This window comes from Paenibacillus segetis, from assembly GCF_014639155.1.
GTDB classification, from domain to species: Bacteria; Bacillota; Bacilli; order Paenibacillales; family Paenibacillaceae; genus Fontibacillus; species Fontibacillus segetis.
Map to the genome: position 1 here is coordinate 308,067 of NZ_BMFT01000001.1, position 19,146 is coordinate 327,212.

Sequence of the window (19,146 nt, forward strand, 5' to 3'; positions counted from 1 at the left end):
TTTCGATCATGCAGGGGTTATACCGCCAATTAGATGGAGAAATTCCAGTTAAGTTGTTCAATTAATTGGTATGCAGTCACATTAGATGGAGGAATTCCCGCTATTCACATACTTTCGCATTCATTCACACTCTAACTCACTCTATTAAGCACACCACGTTGGGAATTTATCGGTAGGTAAACCCATTAATATCTGAATAAGAAGAGAGGATGATGAATTATGTGTAATCTTGAAAACGAAATTTCTGCGATTCTTACGAAGGTTCAAAAAGTGAAACCATTGGTTCATAATATGACGAATGTAGTAGTTACTAACTTTACGGCTAACGGACTGTATGCGCTTGGAGCCTCACCGGTTATGGCCTATGCACCCGAAGAAGTTGGGGATATGGCAAAAATCGCGGGTGCATTGGTGCTTAATCTTGGTACCCTAAGCAGTGAACAGGTGGAGGCTATGATTATCGCCGGATTATCCGCAAATGCCCATGGCGTTCCGGTGTTGTTGGACCCCGTAGGGGCGGGAGCCACGAAGTTCCGCACAGAATCCGCACTACGAATTCTGCGTGAGGTGAAGGTCTCTATGCTCCGAGGTAATGCGGCGGAGATCGCGCATCTCGTAGGAGAAGCACGTGAGATCAAGGGAGTGGACGCAGGAGCCAGTGGTCCAGATGAGAATACGGAATTAGCAGTCCGGGCCGCACAAGAATTAAATACGGTGGTTGCTATCACAGGAGTAGAAGATGTTATTACCGATGGGATCACATGCCGGACCATTCGCGGTGGAGATGCGCTGCTGACACAGGTAACGGGAGCAGGCTGTTTATTGACGTCCGTGTTAGGTGCTTTTGCAGCGGTTGAGAAGGACCTCGTATTGGCTGGTACTGCGGGGCTTGCATTCTACGGTGCCGCCGCATCACGCGCCGCAGAACGAACAGCAACACTTGGACCGGGGAGCTTCCAGGTTGCTTTCCTGGATGAACTGGCCAAGCTGCATCCGCACTCGTTGAAGGGCCAAGTTGCGGTCTCTGAAGTTCCGGTAGCATTAATTTCAACATCAACATCTTCGTCAGCTGGAGATGCACTGAGATGAATGTACCTAAAGCGCTGACGATTGCTGGATCGGATTGTGGTGGCGGGGCCGGGATTCAAGCCGATCTCAAAACCTTTCAGGAGCTGGAGGTATATGGCATGTCGGCCATTACCGCCGTTACGGTGCAGAACACTTTAGGCGTTCAGGGCGTATATCCGCTGCCGCCGGAAGCTACTGCTGAGCAGATTGATGCGGTAGGCTCCGATATTGGTGTCGATGCTTTGAAGACGGGGATGCTGTTTAGTGCAGAGATTATTCAGGCTGTAGCTGAACGTATTCCAGCGTTTGGTTGGAAGAATGTCGTTGTTGATCCGGTGATGATCGCCAAAGGAGGATCACAGTTATTGCTTCCGGATGCAGTGCAGGCACTACAGCATTATTTGTTGCCGCTTGCTGCTGTGGTTACGCCGAATATACCAGAGGCTGAGACGTTATCTGGTATCGACATCCGAACGATGGAGGATCGCCATGAAGCCGCTAAGCGCATCTGCGCATATGGACCGAAGATGGTCGTCATCAAAGGTGGGCACGCCGAGAACCATGAGCAATCGGTCGATCTGCTCTTTGATGGAACGAATTTTACGGAGATGGCGGGTAAGCGTATAGACACCGTTCATACACATGGAACGGGTTGTACCTTCTCGGCGGCGATTACCGCAGGACTGGCGAAGGGGTTACCTGTAATCGAGGCGACCATGACCGCACGTGCTTTCATTCAAGCTGCGATTGAAGATAGCTTAGTACTGGGGCAAGGTCATGGCCCAACGAATCACTGGGCTTATCGTCGTAGAGGGGAGATCAGTCGATGAGTAGCAGATTCTCTGCCGAACAAATGCGTCAATATTTGAGGATGTACTTAGTTATTGGCAGTGTCAATTGCCGTGAAGAACCTGTACGCGTAGTGAAAGAGGCTTTGGCTGGAGGAGCTACATTGGTCCAGTTTCGTGAAAAGGGCCCCGGAGCCCTAACGGGTGCCCCTATGCTTGAGCTGGCCCTTCAAATACAAGTTGCCTGTCGCCTTGCTGGAGTGCCTTTTATCGTCAATGACGATATAGACCTCGCTCTAACGATCGGAGCAGATGGTGTCCATATCGGGCAAGACGATGCATTAGCCAGCGTAGTTCGTTACCAGATCGGAGACCGAATTCTAGGTGTATCTGCACACACCGTGGAAGAAGCCAAGATAGCGACTAGACAGGGTGCCGATTATCTTGGCATCGGCCCGATCTATCCAACGATCTCCAAGGATGATGCCCATGCCGTACAGGGTACCGGAATTATTCAGGAAATGCGAAAGCAGGGGATTGAGCTACCGATGGTTGGGATTGGTGGAATCACTCCAGAGCGTGTAAGTGATGTTATCACCACTGGTGCGGATGGAGTTGCTGTGATCTCAGCGATAACACAGGCCACAAATGTACGAAAAACTGTGGAGCTGATCAACAGGAAGGTAAACCAAGCGAGTATGGGGGTATGAATGTAACTATCACGTGTTTACATGCAGATAAATGAACGTAAGTGTTAGGACTAACGTCGTCCTCTATGAGATGGAGTAGTGAACATCTTAATGAGAAAATGGATTGGTGTACCCTAAATACAGCCGCCTGAAGAATCCCTCTTACATATAGGGATTTTTCAAGCGGCTATTACATAACATATCAATGTTGAAATGGATAAGAATGGGGCAAACGGAACAGAGGCTACCTTTGTCTGAAAGAATAGTCTTAGTACTAGGACATATAACAATACAATAATACAACTTAATAAAAGTACGTAGAGATTCATTAACCAACCTATCCATGCTCCGATTGCGGATAGAAGCTTAATATCGCCAGCCCCAATGGGATAGTTGAATTTGGACTTGGCTATGAGTAAAAGTATCGAAGGGATGAATATCCCAATCAGTGCTGTGTAGAAGGAATGATGTAATAAGTTATAGAGAATTCCTAATACTAGTATAATAACAACGATAACGTTGGGGATAGTTCTTTTCTGTATATCGCTCATACTAGATAGAAGCAAGAGAATACACAAGGCAATAGGTAAAAACAATATCATGAAGGGCACCACCAATTCTAAATAAAGGGTAATAAAAAGAGCTAATCTAAATTTATCACATTGTTGTATGAAATGGTGTGTTCTGGTAAAATATCAACAAAAGTATTCATTTTTGGAATAATATTATATAAATAGCATGAAAATCCCGTCATCACATCCAAGTCTAGTTCATCGAGTGAACAGCTAGACGAAGGAGTCAAGGCGGGATTTTTACGTTTGCATAGAGCAGGGAGGAATAGGATGCAGCAGCAGGTGGATCCAAGTCGTATCTTAGATTTGTCAGAAAGTATGAAGCGGTTGAATCGAGCGATCGAGGATAATGAACCTGGCTTATATAAAGAAGTGAGCAGTATTCTAAACGAAACGCGTTATTCCTATTCCGAATTCTCCAATGTGCAGTCTGTTATCCGGAATATGGATCAGTTGTTGGCTGAGATTCATGATTTATCTAGATCAATCAGTGATCAATTAGATCAGAAGACTACTACACTTAGACAAACTGCGGATACCTATGCCCAGGTTGAACAGCAAGTGAAGAATATTTTATCCAATCCAACTACGATCAGTTGGTCCATGAACGTTGGCTTATTATCAAAAAAGATGTTTTCTAGTGTGAGTTCTGCCGAAGAACTTCCGTATCAAGCATCCCCACCCTCATTTCTGGATATGATGAAAGGGCTTTTCTTACAAGCGAAAAAATGGTACTTAAAAGAAAGATTGAAGTCATTTCAGGGCGACCCGCAAATTGCCAATCTACTTCGGCAACTCAAAAATGGAACGGTACTTGAGCAGAACCGGGCCGTGGAACAGCTTGGACAAATTCTGTCCGCGATTCAAGGCATTGCACGCTGCCAAGTAGCTTATGATGTGTATGGGCAATACGGCAATGATCAATACATGGAAGTAGTACATCAAGAAGCTGAAGGTCTTCGGACGAAGTTAAGAGCACTTGGGATATCGGACGCGTTGGTTACCGCTAATCTTGCCGCTAATTACACTGGCTCTGCGCTTAACGCCTGCGCTTATGATCCACGGCTCCGTGATGGATCGGTGATGCCGACCGGGCTGTGGGGAAGCGAGGACGGGAAGCTGTCCGAGGATAAGCAGATAGGTATTATTCTGTTGACGGATCAGTACTTCAAAGCAAGCACGAAAGAACAACGCGAAGAGATTTTGCATATGGCTGGTGCAATTAGGGATGGTTCGCTTAGCTCTTACCCGCTGCTAGGTAACAAGTTGGGTGCAGAGAGTGTATCTAAACTCATCCAAAGCTTGGTGAACAGCAAGACGGCTTTTGTCGAGACGATTCAAAGCCTTGAACACGATTCCAAGTTCGCCGTATTTGCGAATGCTAATCTGTCTTATCATGAAGAAGCTGTCGACCAAGTAATGAAGGTCTTGACAGAAGATTTGGTCCAAGCGGAGAAGACGTATTGGAATAGCGGCATCTATACGGAAGAGAATTGGTGGCTGGATCCAGCCAAGTTGGCAGAAGCGCTGACAATGATCAATCGGGATGCCCGTAATGGAGGACTCTCACTTCCAGAAGTGAGCGGGAATAAGATGGCTGCACTCCAGTATTTGCTAAGGGTTCCAGTCACTAAAGAATGGGGAATGGACACACTTAATACGTTAGAAATTGCCATGACCCAGCAAGGAATAGAAGGAGATGCTCACACCCTTGGAGAAGAAAACTTAAAGGCAATAGTAGATCGATATATTGAGATTCAAACAGCGCCAAGCGTAAAATGGGGTCAAGTGGGCATAGGATTGTTACAGACAGTAGGAGGAGGATTCGAGGCTGCATTCGGTGTTGCTTTTGGGATTGCAACTGTCGAGACGTTAGCTGGCGGACTATTTGGAGCCTATGTAGCCACACATGGAGCTAGCAATGTTAGCGGCGGGATCTCAAGAATGTGGAACGGGCTTAATGGCTCCGATGCAGGGGACACAGCCAATTTCGAGAAGAATGCATTTGCCGCCATCGGTGGGGAAAGAGGCGAACTGGTCTATAACGGCATAGACATGGCTATGGCATTTGCTCAGCCAGTCGATATCGTGACCAAGATGATATATAAGAGCCCGACTGCTGCGCTGGATGCTTATCAGGCTGAAAAGATAGCAAGTTCGGTGTTTGCAAAGACAGAAGGTGCTGTTGTTGAGGGGACGGGACAAGGTCTCAAAGTACCGCAAGGACTTACACAGGCACAATTTGATAAAGCATCATCAATGATACGAGAGAAAGTAGGGCATATAAGTGACGATATAGTTGTTCAAGGCAGCCGGGCAAAAGGAACAGCAAAACCAACTTCTGATATTGATATAGCTATTAGGGTTCCAGCAGAGAAATTTGATGAATTAATACAAAGCTCTTTTAGTAAGGTTAAGCCGCCTAATCCAGGGTCTGCTAAGGAGAAAACAATGCTTCATGCTATTGAAACAGGAAAAATTCAATCAGGAGAAGCAAAACTGAGCAAGTTTAGAGAACAACTCCAACAAGAACTAGGTATGGATGTCGATATTTCAATTATTAAAATAGGTGGACCTTTTGACAATCCCCCATTTACACCACTCAAATGATCTGAGGTGATTTCATTGGAAGAAAAATTTGATTTATTTACTAAAATTTTTGTAGATAGCGATGTCGATAAAGAGATGTTACTAGATACAGTCTCAAACATTGTTATGGGTACTATTAGCGGTTCAAGTATATTGACGAAGCAAGCAGAAATATTTATTTTTAATAACGGTGATTTCGATGAAGACAAAAGAAATCAAGGGAATGATGGCTTTCTATATTACAAGTACTACCTTGAAATTGAACCAACAGAAGATGCGGATGACCGTAACTATGTATTAGAAATATCTAATTTGCTGACAAAGTTATGGAATGTTGATTTTAAAGCAATAGCATCGTGCGATTTTGAAGACTTGCTACCAAGAAAAGGCGGTTATAATTTTGATGAGCGTTAAAGATTAAAACTTGCGGGTTTACTGCCCCAATAGCAAGATCGTACAATACAACCAACAAACCAAACACTAAATAATTCAAACACTTGATAAACTTTCAAAGCTCTTTCCCACTTGAACGATGAGTAGGAATGAGCTTTTTTTGCTTGATTATGGTCGAATGCCACCATGATTGACCTTTTTTTATTATTTCTTATAAATAAAGATTTTGTTTACATAGATTACTTTTCAACTTAACTTTTACAGTATTTAACTTGGATATAATATAGTCATTTTATAATATATGTAAAATTTGGTTGCGTATAATTTATGCTTACATTATGATTAATTTGTGTGGATTTTTCATAAAAGGATTAATTTGTGGTATTTTGTTTGTTTTTAGTATAACAGATAGTGGGTGATTGAATGAGGTTACTTCTCGCTACAGGTGGAATTCACCAGATTATTATTGAATATAGCGTTAAGAAAGTTGACGTTGTGAATGATAAGCAGCTATCACTTGTAGAAATACCTGATTTTATTCATAGCTCCAATATTTCACTAGATGCAATTCTACTAACAGATGAGGCTCTCTCGCAGCAGGATGGCCAGAATAGGAAAGATATGATCTTTCTTCTGGAATGGCTTGCGAACAATCAACGTTCAAACGTCCAGGTACTTATCATTACTTCGGATATGTGGAGGTCGAAAGAGCTAGAGTCCTTAGGGAGTCAATATTCCAAATTCAAAGTACTTAGTTGCGACTATATCAGGGTGCCTATTGCCCTTTATAAGCAAGCTTTTGAGCTACTGCTAGACAGAAGTCAATTATCTGGACAATTCAGAGGTGAGCCAAGTGGTATATCCACTAGTGCCTCTATTCCTACTGTGGCAGAGAGGAAACCCTCATTTTTTGAGCGATTAAAACCCAAACCTAAGAACGAGAGTGTTAGAACGGCTACAGATCAGCTTACGAAAGACCTCGAGAAGGTCAGCCGTGGAATGAGTAGGGTTATAGCCGTAACAGGTCATAGGGGCAGTGGATTAACTAGTACTGTGGTTAATGTAGCGGCGGAGGCCAGTAAACGTGGGTTAAGTGTGATGATCATCGATATGGACATTGACTATAGAAGCACCAATATGTATTTTAATCATTTTCACGACCAGACCAAAAGGAATGAGGATATCAACGCCTCGCTCATACGTACCCTGGCAAGACCACAGGACTTTATGAGTACTGCATATAACCTTAAAGATAACTTTTGGATTACGGGTCTAGGATATGAATTCTCAGATCGGATGCGTCTGGATCAATTTTATAATAGCGGCAAGCTTGTGGGGCTGTTATCCATACTGAGAAATAAGTTTAATATCATTATTTTAGATATGCCTTTGGACTTATTAAAGCAGTTTAAAGAAACGATGATCCACATGGATGTCTTTGGTCTTTGCATACCCAATAATCTATATTCCATATTGAGTACTCTGAAAAATATAGAAGTCATTCTTGATAAGGAATCTATAGGCTATCTGAATGCCAAATCAAGAGTTGTTGTTACTAAATACAATGATCGTGCACGGTTTCAGGGTGATATTTTCTCGCCTGAGAGAGTAAGTGAGGTACTAAGTTCGGGATTGCTTGAGACATTTACATACGATATGAAAGTGGCGGGACATGTTCCATACAGTAATGAATTTGACGCCCAGATTGAGGCGGATGTAGCGCTTGTTAATACAAGCCGTGATTATGAACACACATACGGTAACATACTTCTACGGTTATTGGAGGGAGCAAGTTAAATGGATTTGAGCAGCTTGAAGAATGCCACTCCGAATCGGCACATGTTCAAGAAGGTAATGGCCATTATGTTCAGTGTTGTGGTCATCGCAGGTTCTTATATGATTATTACAAATGCAAGCAAGGATGCGAAGGATGTAGTCGAAGTCATTCGTGTGAAATCGGATGAGGGGATTCAGGCATTCGTTCAGCTTACGAACAGTAATATTGAGAAATATAGTATTATCAAAGCGGAATATACCGAAGATATGATTTTAGCAAAAGACATGGACTCCGTTATGGACAAACTTACCCAATATTACATCAGAAAAAATAGTGTTCTCTATAAAGATCAGCTCATTGATGAGAAACCCAAGAAGAATGAATGGTTGTATAAGGTTGACGAAGCGAATGAAGTACTGACACTTCCTTATAATTATTTGGAGGTTGGCGGTGACATTCTGATGCCTGGTGACCGTGTTCGGATTCGGGTTAGTTATGAGGAAGAGGAGGATACATCTTCGGCTAATCCTAATGGGGGCTATTCATCATCGAAGACCAAATCGAAGAAAACAGAAGTGTTATTCGATAGTATTGTGATTAAGGATATGCTCAATTCCAATAGTCACTCCATATACGAGGTGTACAAAGAGGTACAGCGGCTTAATGAGGCAAAGAAACAGGAAGTTATGAAGAGTAAAGAATTCATATCGAATATTCAACCAAGAGCATTGCTACTAGAAGGAACGAAAGAACAAATAAATACATACGCGAGATATAAAGGTTTAGACGGCAAATCATTTCTCATTACCATATTAAGCAGAGAAAACAGTGATATTATTTTAGATCAGCTGCCAACGTTGGAGAATGAGGTGGAATCGTGGATCGAAAAGAAGAAGTAGGAATCGATCAGATTTTTCAAAAAATATCATCTAAAGATCTCATCGGTGCAGAACTTCAAGATAGTGAGCTCATATATAGCGTGATTGGATTCATCCCCTCCTGTGATTTTGTAGATAATGCGATGATCATAAGTAATCTTGCGTACTTACTATCGCAGAAGGGACTTAATACCTGCGTTGTTGATTTAAAAGTATTTTATCCGAATTTGTATCAATTCCTCGATGTTGAGCCAACTAAGAAAGCTACTGGTCTTATAAAAGTACTGAAGAGTGACAAGGTAGATTTTAGGGAAGAGCTGCAGAAGACGAAATACGAGCGTCTGTACCTGTTATCTCCTAGTCCGCAGGATTTAATTGAGGAATACTTCGATTTTGAATTTGAACATATAGAGCGAGTCATCTCAACGCTTAAGCACATGTTTGATATTGTACTGATTGATATTCCCAATAATCCACCGTTGGAGTTCTGTCTAGCAGCAATGAAATATTGTCACATTGGGTATTTCATGGCGACGGAACGAATGGAAGCAGTCAACAATATGGTGAAATTGCTGGATTATGCTAGTTCGGTTGGAATCAGTACGGCAAAATTCATGAGTGTCATTCTCATGAACCTACAGAGCATTGAATTCGACTATAAGGTTCTACAAGAAACCGGCTTCCAAATCTCGGCGGCATTTCCACTTGTCAAAGACGCGACCGCACGTGCCCACAAAGGAAAACTGTATGTGAAAGACAACCCGCTCCTAAATAAACATTTTAGAAAAGAGATGCACAAGCTAGCGGATCATCTCACTAAATTATAAAGGGGGATTGGGCTAATGCTGACACGCGGTAAAATAAGTGATATGCAGCAAAAGGTACTCCATCAGATTCACAAGAAAGAAAACATGGATGATCTAAAAAGTAAATATACAACGATAAGCTTCGAAGAAGTGTTGGAATTATGCCAGAAATATATTACCAAAATAACAACACATGCGTTTAGACGAGAGAATGATCCCGCTAGAAAACGTGAAATGACAAAAGCTTATATTAATGAATTTGTTGATTCCCAGAAGCCATCCGTTGATGGTTATCCCGATCTTCGCCTATTGAAGAGTGCGCTCACAGATGAGATTACGCATTATGGGCCCATAACAAAGGCGATGGAGGATCCGACAATCGATGAGATCAGAGCGAATGGGCCGGAGCAGATCTTCGTCGAAAGTGGAGGCAGAACACTTAAATGGGATCAGCATTTTACGGATCGCGAGCATATGGAGCGTATTATTTCCAAGCTTATCGGTGTGTCCAAGGTAAGGTTAACACCGAAGATTCCTATGGTGAATGCCAGAACAATTGAGGGATTTCGTGTGAATGCGACTCATGCAGAGATTTCACCGTATGATGTGCCCGCTTTTGTTATAAGAAAATTTAGTAAGAAAAAAATATCCCCTAAGATGCTTATTGAAAATGAGTCATTTACGGCAAATATGTATAAGCTCTTATCCCTCATACCTAGGTCCGACTTGTCTTGGATAACTGTAGGACCTACAGGAAGTGGAAAAACTACGCTAAATGAAATTCTCGTCAAAGAAATTAATCCTCTTTCTAGAATTATTACGATTGAAAATCCTTCCGAAATGCGACTCCTACAACGAGAAGATAACAACGAGCATGGTCGAATAATTAATGATGTCCTGCAATATGAATCTGTGTCCGAAGAGGATGATTCCAGCCCAGCCACGATGGAGAATCTGCTTATTAATGCAATGAGACAATCCCCTCACTGGATTGGTCCCGGGGAGCTTCGGACACCTGGTGAATTTGCAACAGCTTTACGCGCGGCACAGACGGGGCATTACTTCTTCTCCACGCTTCATGCCGAGGGAGATAAGGAAGCGATCTATCGTTTCCTAACGGCTTATCTCATGGTGTCGAACGAGCCGGCTGAGCTCGCGCTTCGAAATATTTGTAGTGCGGTGAAGTTTGTTATTTTTCAGGAAAAGCTAGCAGATGGTACGAGAAAGGTAACATCAATCTCTGAGATATTAGGAACAAATGGTTTAGAGCCATTGATTAATCAAATATATACCTTTGAATGTGAGGATGTACTGGAAGATCCGGATAACAGCAATAAAGTAGTTAAGATTGTCGGCAGACACAAGCGAGTAGGGAAGCTTTCCGAGCAAATCCAGCAGTCTATGCTAAAGTCTGGTATTAAGAAAAGTAGATTTGAATTCTTTACTACAGATCCAACAGAGGATGAAAAAGAGGTGTATGAATTCGATGAATACAGATTTATTCATTAGTCTACTTCTCGGCGTCGTGGGCTTCATACTCTTTAATACGATATTTGAAGTCAAGTTCTTTCAGGGCACGGTGACATTTTTTCTAGAAATGGTTGACACGCTGGCTGAATATTTAGGCAAATATAATACGAAACGTTATGTAGATCGGGTTAAGAGAGAACGAATCACGAAGAAGAAGGAAAATATTTATGCTAAATATAATCGGATGGTAGAAGGACTCATACTTGATTTTAATATGCCATTTACGTTGGAGAGTTTTACATCTTTATTGTGTATCTGCTTCGTAGCTATCGTCCTTGTGATTGTGCTCTTCATGAAGAGTATTACGCTATCCGTTGTCATCACTATATCGGTATTTATCGGGTTACTTACCTTCTTCGTCATGCAGTCTAGGTCGATCAAGGCGGAGAAGCTGGAGAACATCATGGATGCAGAGGATATTATTTGTCCGTTAGCTCGTGAGGGCGTACTTGTCGCCATTAAGAAGGTCATGGAGAGCGATGAATATATTCATGCTAATATACGTCCTTATTTTCAGCAATTTATTGATAACTGTGAGAGTAATGGCTACTCCTTCAAACAAGCTATCACGTTATTAAATCGTCAGCTTGGTCCTAAGTTTGATAATTTCACGAAGAAAGCCATCGTCTTCGAATATAACGAGCGAAGGGGGATGGCGGATATCTTCTTGGATATCGTTGACGAGAATGCGGTGCTTCGTGAAATTAACGGGAAGAAGGATCGGATTTTTCGGAAGATGAACCGAGATTTCATGCTAAAGACTTGTATTATCATTTTATTTTTCTTATATGCTCTAACCGTTCACGATTTCCGAGAATTCATGTTATATACGACTTTCGGCAAGATGATTAATACAATGATGATCACTGTCATCTGCCTAAGTTTTGCAAGGACCCAAGTACTACAAGGAAATCTAGGTGTGGGGGAGGGAGTGAAATGATTGCTCTATCCAAGCTTAGCACGATGCTTGCCATTATCTATTTGGTAAAAGTATTTCTCTATCCTTACTTTAAGGCGGTTAGTAGAAGTCAGAAGAAACGCGCACGTGTGTACATGAAGCAGCGAAAAAATGAATTAGCCAAACAAAAGTTTAATAAGCTAAAAAGAGATTTTGCCATGAGATACGTTACTCATTTCATAAGTGGGGCGGAGAAAAGGAGGCTTAAGAAAATTATTGATCGGCTGGATCTTACGATCAAGCCTGAGGAAATCCGAACGGATCAGCTCATGTACTCTATAGTTGCGGTTGTGATCACGCTAATTATGATCAAGGCAAATATAATCCTGGGCTGTGGCTCTGCGATATTTATTATTCTAGGCTGGCTATATCCGGTAAACGAGCTTGAGAAGAAAATCGATAAGAAGAATAAAAACATCTCGCATGATTTTCCGTCCTTTTACAGCATGGTGTACTACCAATATGCCAAATCAGTCAATATCCACTTAGCGGACGTGATTAAGGATTACATTCCTAATGCGAATCCTGATATTGCCGAGGAACTTGGCGTCATGCTCGATAATATCGACTATGGAGAAGAATTTGCTTTGAAGCAATTGAAGAAGCGAGTCCCGATGCATTATATTATCAAGTTTTGCGACATTATGGAGACCAGACTCAAAGGATATGACAACGTATCGCAAATGTCCTATCTCAAGAGCGAGATTGATAGTTTTCGAATTAGGACATTAGAAGATGAGTTGGAGAGTAGGCAACGAAGCAATTCAAGGATACAACTCATGTTAGTTGTTGTGCTATTTATTTATATCGTTATTTATTATTTGTTTACGATATTGGAAGCTATAAAGCTGTTCCAATAATAAAAACTAAGGAGGAAATAAGTATGAATAAACAAAAGGTAAAAGCTTTTATTAAGGATGAATCTGGAGATTTTAGTGTTAAGGGAATTGCGGTAACAATTGCAGTCATTTTAATTATAGGCTTTGCGGTTACTGTAATAACAGGTGGAGAATTTATAAAAACCGCAGTTGAGGCTGTATGGAACATGCTACTTGGAGGTTTACAAAATATGTTTGGCACAAGCACACCGTGAGGTGATTAATCTTGCAGGGGATAGCAAAAGCAATTCTGATCACCATAATTACCTCCATATGTATCCTCCTCTTTGTAAATTTGGCGTTCTTCTTTCCGTGGTATTTGACGCTAGTGACAGAGACCTACAGCGTGTCACAAATGGTCGCTAGTGACAATTACTTAACGAAAGACAACTATGAGACATCGATGGAAAGATTAGAAGAACGCCCTATTTTCAAAGATAAGAAGGACGAAATTGAATTGACGGTAATACATGATGATCCAGATGATCCACGGAAAACTAGCGCAGTTGAAGAGGATAACACTATAGATTATGAAGATGAATCTATACCTGACTCGGCTAAGCCATACTGGCAAAGGGGTAAACAGTTAAGAATAACAATTAACGCGGTATACCCTCTAACTGTGACGCTTTGGGGGAAAAAGTATGAGCGTGAAGTACCGGTATCTTTCTCCATGATAACTACAGGGCTAAAACATTATAAGGATCTACCCTATGACAAATATTAATAGGAAGGAATGGCAATGAGAAATATTGCAATTGGGATATTCTTGGTCGTTCTCCTTAGTATTCTCGTTGAGCCCTTGGTTGAACTTGCAGTTGTATTCAAGGAGAAACTACAAGTCAGTACTGCCCTTGCGAATGCATGCCGAGTGTCCAATGACAGAAGCCTGGAGTATGCGAGAATGACCAACCTCAGTGCGGAAATCGACGAAGACAAGTACAGAGAGTATTTTGAAACAGCTTTCGCGGATGCCATGAATGTGTCTCATCAATCTACTACCGGAAATACGATGACCTTTAGTTCACTTGATGGCAAGTATAACGACTTTATTGTTACGTTGGACTTCACTCCAATATTAAATGATGATGATCAGTATGTTACGGAAGTGAAGGCGAAAGCAGAATCGAAATACAAATTCAAAACGAAGTACATGAAATTAGCTGAAGCAGCTTACGAAGATGTGGATTTTCAAATTGTTTCTGATAAAGAATTCAAGATGTCTGTGAAGAATTGATGAGAGGATGCATCAGTTATGGACTATATATTGGTCTCTTTTCATTCTGGTAGTAATGACAACATAGATTTGAAAGTGCCTGTCTTCGTTACAATCGAAGAACTGCTCGCCATGCTCTCGGAAGCACTGAATCTAACGGTAAGCCATAGCAGTAAACTTCAAGCAGAGCCTTTAGGGAGAATACTGGATAACAGCCGAACTTTGGAACAAGAAGGCGTGTCACAAGGTGCGCTGTTGACCCTTGTCTGAGAAGGAGCGATCGTATGATAGGCAATATTCAAAACGGAGGATTGGTCCTAAAGACCGGAGAAGGGCTGTTACTAAGCGATATTAAGAACTATACAGGTTCATACTTGCTTCGTGCTGATGAATCAGATGTAACCGTGAGGCGAACAACCGGTATCTTGTGGTTCATGAATCATGTAGATGAATATGTGTATTACAGTGATCAAAAGCGGGGGCATGCAATTTTTAGAGTACAGTCGGATTTTCGCAGTGAAGAATTATTAATCGACAAGCCGTGCTATAAGCTATTGATCAATGAGGACTGGATGTATTACATCCATGAAAATGACCATAAACTTTACCGCAGTACCACGATAAAAGGTAATCATGAAACAAGACTCATAGATGAGCATGTGGATAGCTTCCTTATGCAAGATGGTCTTATGATTTATGCCACACCACAGGGGATTAAAACCTGCAAGGAAGACGGTACTTCAAGAGAAGTTATACATAATGCTGTAAGTTCCACGCTAATAAGAGTCGGTGATAAACTCGCTTTTGCAGATCGAAGAAATAATGGTGCCGTATCGATTCTTGATTTGAAGGATGGAGCTGTAGAAGTATTGGATAACATGGAAGCATCCAGCATGAATACAGATGGTACCTACCTATATTGTGCGAATAAATGTCATGCGAGCACGATCTACAGAATCGATCCGCAAAGTGGCCGAAGTATTCGGATATGTGGAGAAAGTGCCGATTACGTGCACGTCATCGAGGACCAGATCTACTATTGTAACAATCGGGAATGGTATAAACTCGCCCTCACTGGGGGAGAAACGATGAGAATCGATCTGTGAGGTGGATAGAGTAATGAACAATGAATTTAGCCGTCAACCACGGTTTCTTCCTGATATGCCAAAAGGAGAAATTGAGGTTCCAAATCCACCAGCTTATAATGAAAAACCGGAAATATCATGGCTGTCGTTATTGCTAGCACCTACGGTGATGCTACTTATAACACTTTTGATCGCCATGACGATGAAGTCTATATTTATGCTTATTTCAATCGCCACAACCATAATGACGATCATCGTTTCACTGACGAACGCAACAGGTCAAATCAGAAAATATAAGAAGCGCAAGAAGGAACGTGAGGAGAAATATCTCCAATTCATTACGGACACACGCAGTGAGCTTACGATTGCAAGAGAGAAGCAAATTAAGGCGATGAACGAGATGAATCCTGAGCCAATGGAGTGTATTGAGCGAATAGTTCGTACAGATAACAAGCTCTGGGAGAAGACACCTTCTCATAATGATTTTCTTTCTTTGAGAATTGGCGTAGGTAGTGCTCCAGCAGAGCTACGAATTAATTATACGAAGCAGGCGGTTATACTCGAAACTGATCCATTGTTGATGGAACCTCAGAGATTGGCACTGGAATTTGCGAAGATTCCTCAGGTTCCGATCACAATCAATCTGATGGCTGTTGAAATATGTGGGTTCGCGGGAGAAAAGGAAAAGACAGCGGAGCTTATCAAGTTAATGTTGCTTCAAGTCATTACTCATCATGGCTATGACGACGTTAGAGTGGTTGTGCTGGCATCTGATGACGGAATAGAGAAATGGGATTGGGTGAAATATGTACCTCATTTGTGGGACGAAGGATTCAACGTACGTTTTCTATTATGCGGTAAAGCTATGGCCCATCAGATATTAACAGAGGTACATTCCGTTCTTAAAGAGCGTGAGATGAAATCGGAAGGCAGAAGCTTTTTGCCTCACTATGTCTTCATCGTAGAAGATCCTCTCTTGCTCGAGAATGAACAAATAAGCAAATATTTGTATAATGCCAACGCAAAGCTGGGTGTATCATCCGTATTTATCGCTCAAAACACGGCATACTTGCCTATGAACTGCAATACAGTCATCAATCTACAAGGCAAGAGCGGCGAGATGGTTGATAGGCTGACAGGCGAGAAAATTCTTTTCACACCGGATACTATACATTTTAAAGACCTTGATATAGCAGTTCGAAAGCTTGCCCCACTGCGAATTAAAAATTCGAGTGCAAACTTTACATTGACATCATCTATTACTCTAATGGAAATGCTTCAGATTCAGAGAGTAACAGAAGTAGATATCTTAACTCTTTGGATGAGAAATAAAACCTATATGGGCATGAGCGTACCCATCGGAGCCAAAGCAGGCGGCGAGCCATTCTTCTTAGATATGCACGAAACAGGATTTGGTCCGCACGGATTGGTAGCGGGGACGACTGGATCAGGCAAAAGTGAGCTGTTGCAAAGCATCATCGTATCCCAAGCGATTCATTATCATCCGCATGATATCGTGTTCGTGCTTATTGATTATAAGGGCGGAGGCATGGCGGATGTATTTAAAGGCATGCCGCATCTCGTGGGTACCATTACGAATCTTGACGGCAATCAGACGACGAGAGCATTACTCTCTATTAAGAGTGAATTACAGAGAAGACAGCGTGTTTTCTCAGAATACGGTGTCAATAACATCGATAAGTACCAGAAGCTATATTACAACAGTAAAAAGGTACAAAACGAAATGCCTGCGATTCCTCACCTCATTATGATCGCGGATGAGTTTGCAGAGTTGAAGCAGGACCAGCCGGACTTTATGAAGGAACTCGTCAGTGCAGCACGGGTAGGACGAAGCCTTGGTGTTCATTTAATTCTTGCGACTCAGAAGCCAGCAGGTGTTGTCGACGATCAAATATGGAGTAACTCTAAATTCAAGATTTGTCTCAAGGTTCAAGATGAAAGAGACAGTCAGGATGTGATCAAGCGCCCAGATGCGGCAATGATTAAAGAGCCTGGCCGCGCATACATCCAAGTAGGTAATGATGAAATATTCGAATTATTCCAGTCAACTTATTCAGGCGCTGATTATGATCCAGAAGGCGAAAAGGACAAGAGCGAAAACAAAGCAAAACGAATCTATAAGGTTTCATTGAATGGCAGATGCGAGCAAATCTATCCATTATCAGAAGAGAAAATTGCGAAAAATGAATTACCTTCTCAGCTGGGAGCAATGGTTGAGTATATTACAAAGACGGCATCCTATTCAGGAATTGAACCGTTGAAGGGCCCTTGGCTGCCTCCGCTTCCTGAAATTGTATATTTAGATAATATTTTAGAGAATAGATTAGAAGAAGGTAATTGGCAGACAAGGGAGCATATATTAAGGGTTCCTGTTGGAAGACTGGATGATCCACGGGGACAAAGCCAGAATGTGCTGGAGATCGATTTTGCTAATGAAGGTAATTTGTTCGTATATGGTACATCAGGAACAGGCAAAACTGTATTTCTCAAAACTCTTTGTATGTCCATGGCTCAATTATACTCACCTGAAGCAGTGAATATATATATTATGGATTTCTCCGGAAATACGCTGCGAGTATTCGAGAAGCTTCCTCATGTGGGTGGAGTCATGACCTTAGAGGAGAAGGGCAAAATAGATCAGTTTGTCATGTTCCTGTTTAGAGAAATGGAGCAGAGGAAGGTTTTGTTTGAAGAAAGCAGAAGCGAAGGGTTTAACTCCTATAGAAACTCTGGAAAAGTATTACCAGCCATCATATTAATTATTGATAATTACTTTGCCTTATCAGAATCCTATGATGATCTCGATGCACAAATCATGTTATTAGCGCGAGAAGGGACGAAGTACGGGATTTATTTGGTTGCTACTGCGACCAATGCCACCTTTGTTAGATATAAGCTTGCTGTGAATTTTAAGTTGGCAATAGCCTTTCAAATGACGGAAAAAGGCGATTATGCAGATATTGTTGGCAGAACGGAAGGGCTAGAGCCGATGAAGGTTGCAGGCAGGGGACTTGTTAGAGGTCAACCTCCATTGGAATTTCAAACCTCACTGCCTGAATTTGAAGGCATTAGCACAGAACAGCTGCTAGAGATGTTTGCAAGTATGGATTCAACTAAGGCGAGGGAAATTCCAGTTATGCCTTCGAATATTGACATCCAAGAGATCAATAATGAACCTGGAAGACTTGCAATCGGTCTTGGAAACCATGATCTTCAGTCTGTGTATATTGATCTTTATGCAACGCCAGTCCTTATGGTGGCAGGCGAATCGATGTCAGGTAAAAGCACACTTATGATGTCATGGATTAGCATGCTTGAGGATGCCGCTGTGTATGCCCTGGATTCAAGTGGTATGGGACTATTTCAGTTGATGGGCATGTCTCATGTTACTGACCTGTCAGAAGTGGAAGATGCGTTTATCGATGAGATCACGGAGTTGATAGATGGGCGTAGAAGGCAACTAGTAGAATGCAGACGAGAGAATGGAAATATGAAGGAGCTCATTTCAGCCTGGAAGCAATTCATCATCGTAATCGATAAGCTTAGTGAATTTACGAACAGTGACAAATACACGTTAAAAGAGTTGATTGAACGAATCGTTAAGCAGGAACGTGGAATGAAGGTTGCAGTCATTGTAGCGGATACGATATCTGAGTTTTCTAGTAACTGGGATAGCCTGGGCAAAGCGATCAAGGAAGAACAGACAGGTTTGCTGATCGGGAGCATTAAGGAGCAAGGGTTATTTTCGGCAAAATTGCCTTATGGAACTGCGGAGAAGGAAATGGAGCTTGGGGACGGTTATTTAATTGTTAAGAATAAGTTCACAGGTCTAAGATGTGCTACCCACCTTACTAAGGATGAACGAACGAAGGTAGCATTAATGCATAGTTGAAATGAA

General features: G+C 41.9%; 18 protein-coding genes. 17 read left to right on the plus strand and 1 reads right to left on the minus strand.

Going from position 1 to position 19,146, the window contains the following annotated elements:
* Nucleotides 1–219: 219 nt before the first annotated feature.
* Genes thiM through thiE form a run of 3 tightly spaced genes read left to right on the plus strand, consistent with a single transcriptional unit; the run spans nt 220 to nt 2,566 of the window.
* The gene (gene thiM / locus IEW05_RS01265) at nt 220–1,089 is read left to right on the plus strand and encodes a hydroxyethylthiazole kinase (protein WP_188535040.1); all 870 of its coding nucleotides are present in this window, start codon (nt 220–222) and stop codon (nt 1,087–1,089) included.
* The gene (gene thiD, locus IEW05_RS01270) at nt 1,086–1,898 is read left to right on the plus strand and encodes a bifunctional hydroxymethylpyrimidine kinase/phosphomethylpyrimidine kinase (RefSeq protein WP_188535042.1); all 813 of its coding nucleotides are present in this window, start codon (nt 1,086–1,088) and stop codon (nt 1,896–1,898) included. The genes thiM and thiD overlap by 4 nt, the downstream gene beginning before the upstream one ends.
* Complete coding sequence (gene thiE, locus IEW05_RS01275; protein WP_188535044.1) at nt 1,895–2,566, plus strand: thiamine phosphate synthase; 672 nt, start codon at nt 1,895–1,897, stop codon at nt 2,564–2,566. Before thiD ends, thiE begins: the two co-directional genes overlap by 4 nt.
* A gap of 158 nt (nt 2,567–2,724) precedes the next feature.
* On the opposite strand, the gene IEW05_RS26045 is transcribed toward thiE, so the two are convergent.
* The gene (locus tag IEW05_RS26045) at nt 2,725–3,147 is read right to left on the minus strand and encodes a prepilin peptidase (protein ID WP_188535046.1); all 423 of its coding nucleotides are present in this window, start codon (nt 3,145–3,147) and stop codon (nt 2,725–2,727) included.
* Nucleotides 3,148–3,387: 240 nt separating this feature from the next.
* Here IEW05_RS26045 and IEW05_RS01285 point away from each other — a divergent pair, with 240 nt between their 5' ends.
* From IEW05_RS01285 to essC, 14 genes are all read left to right on the plus strand, one after another.
* A complete protein-coding gene (locus IEW05_RS01285; protein ID WP_229753216.1) occupies nt 3,388–5,727 on the plus strand; it encodes a nucleotidyltransferase domain-containing protein in 2,340 nt (779 codons plus the stop codon).
* Between the two features lie 15 nt (nt 5,728–5,742).
* Nucleotides 5,743–6,120: a 1,4-dihydroxy-6-naphthoate synthase gene (locus tag IEW05_RS01290; RefSeq protein WP_188535048.1), complete on the plus strand. Its 378-nt coding sequence runs from the start codon at nt 5,743–5,745 to the stop codon at nt 6,118–6,120.
* 402 nt (nt 6,121–6,522) lie between these two features.
* Entirely contained in the window at nt 6,523–7,896 is a 1,374-nt protein-coding gene (locus IEW05_RS01295; RefSeq protein ID WP_188535050.1) for a CpaE/TadZ family protein, read from the plus strand.
* On the plus strand, nt 7,897–8,775 hold the full coding sequence (locus IEW05_RS01300) for a flagellar biosynthesis protein FlgA (RefSeq protein ID WP_188535052.1): 879 nt from the start codon (nt 7,897–7,899) through the stop codon (nt 8,773–8,775). It begins immediately after the preceding gene.
* The gene (locus tag IEW05_RS01305) at nt 8,754–9,581 is read left to right on the plus strand and encodes a CpaE/TadZ family protein (RefSeq protein WP_188535054.1); all 828 of its coding nucleotides are present in this window, start codon (nt 8,754–8,756) and stop codon (nt 9,579–9,581) included. Before IEW05_RS01300 ends, IEW05_RS01305 begins: the two co-directional genes overlap by 22 nt.
* A 15-nt stretch (nt 9,582–9,596) precedes the next feature.
* Nucleotides 9,597–11,069, plus strand: a complete 1,473-nt coding sequence (locus IEW05_RS01310) for an ATPase, T2SS/T4P/T4SS family (RefSeq protein ID WP_188535056.1) — start codon at nt 9,597–9,599, stop codon at nt 11,067–11,069.
* Entirely contained in the window at nt 11,047–12,030 is a 984-nt protein-coding gene (locus tag IEW05_RS01315) for a hypothetical protein (protein WP_188535057.1), read from the plus strand. The genes IEW05_RS01310 and IEW05_RS01315 overlap by 23 nt, the downstream gene beginning before the upstream one ends.
* On the plus strand, nt 12,027–12,908 hold the full coding sequence (locus tag IEW05_RS01320; RefSeq protein ID WP_188535060.1) for a hypothetical protein: 882 nt from the start codon (nt 12,027–12,029) through the stop codon (nt 12,906–12,908). The genes IEW05_RS01315 and IEW05_RS01320 overlap by 4 nt, the downstream gene beginning before the upstream one ends.
* A 23-nt stretch (nt 12,909–12,931) precedes the next feature.
* Entirely contained in the window at nt 12,932–13,141 is a 210-nt protein-coding gene (locus IEW05_RS01325) for a hypothetical protein (protein WP_188535062.1), read from the plus strand.
* A gap of 11 nt (nt 13,142–13,152) precedes the next feature.
* Nucleotides 13,153–13,653, plus strand: a complete 501-nt coding sequence (locus IEW05_RS01330; RefSeq protein ID WP_188535064.1) for a hypothetical protein — start codon at nt 13,153–13,155, stop codon at nt 13,651–13,653.
* A gap of 15 nt (nt 13,654–13,668) precedes the next feature.
* Nucleotides 13,669–14,163: a hypothetical protein gene (locus tag IEW05_RS01335; RefSeq protein WP_188535065.1), complete on the plus strand. Its 495-nt coding sequence runs from the start codon at nt 13,669–13,671 to the stop codon at nt 14,161–14,163.
* Nucleotides 14,164–14,181: 18 nt separating this feature from the next.
* Complete coding sequence (locus tag IEW05_RS01340; RefSeq protein WP_188535067.1) at nt 14,182–14,412, plus strand: EsaB/YukD family protein; 231 nt, start codon at nt 14,182–14,184, stop codon at nt 14,410–14,412.
* 14 nt (nt 14,413–14,426) lie between these two features.
* A complete protein-coding gene (locus IEW05_RS01345; protein WP_188535069.1) occupies nt 14,427–15,248 on the plus strand; it encodes a DUF5050 domain-containing protein in 822 nt (273 codons plus the stop codon).
* A 13-nt stretch (nt 15,249–15,261) separates the two neighbouring features.
* Complete coding sequence (gene essC, locus IEW05_RS01350; RefSeq protein WP_188535071.1) at nt 15,262–19,140, plus strand: type VII secretion protein EssC; 3,879 nt, start codon at nt 15,262–15,264, stop codon at nt 19,138–19,140.
* Nucleotides 19,141–19,146 lie beyond the last annotated feature (6 nt).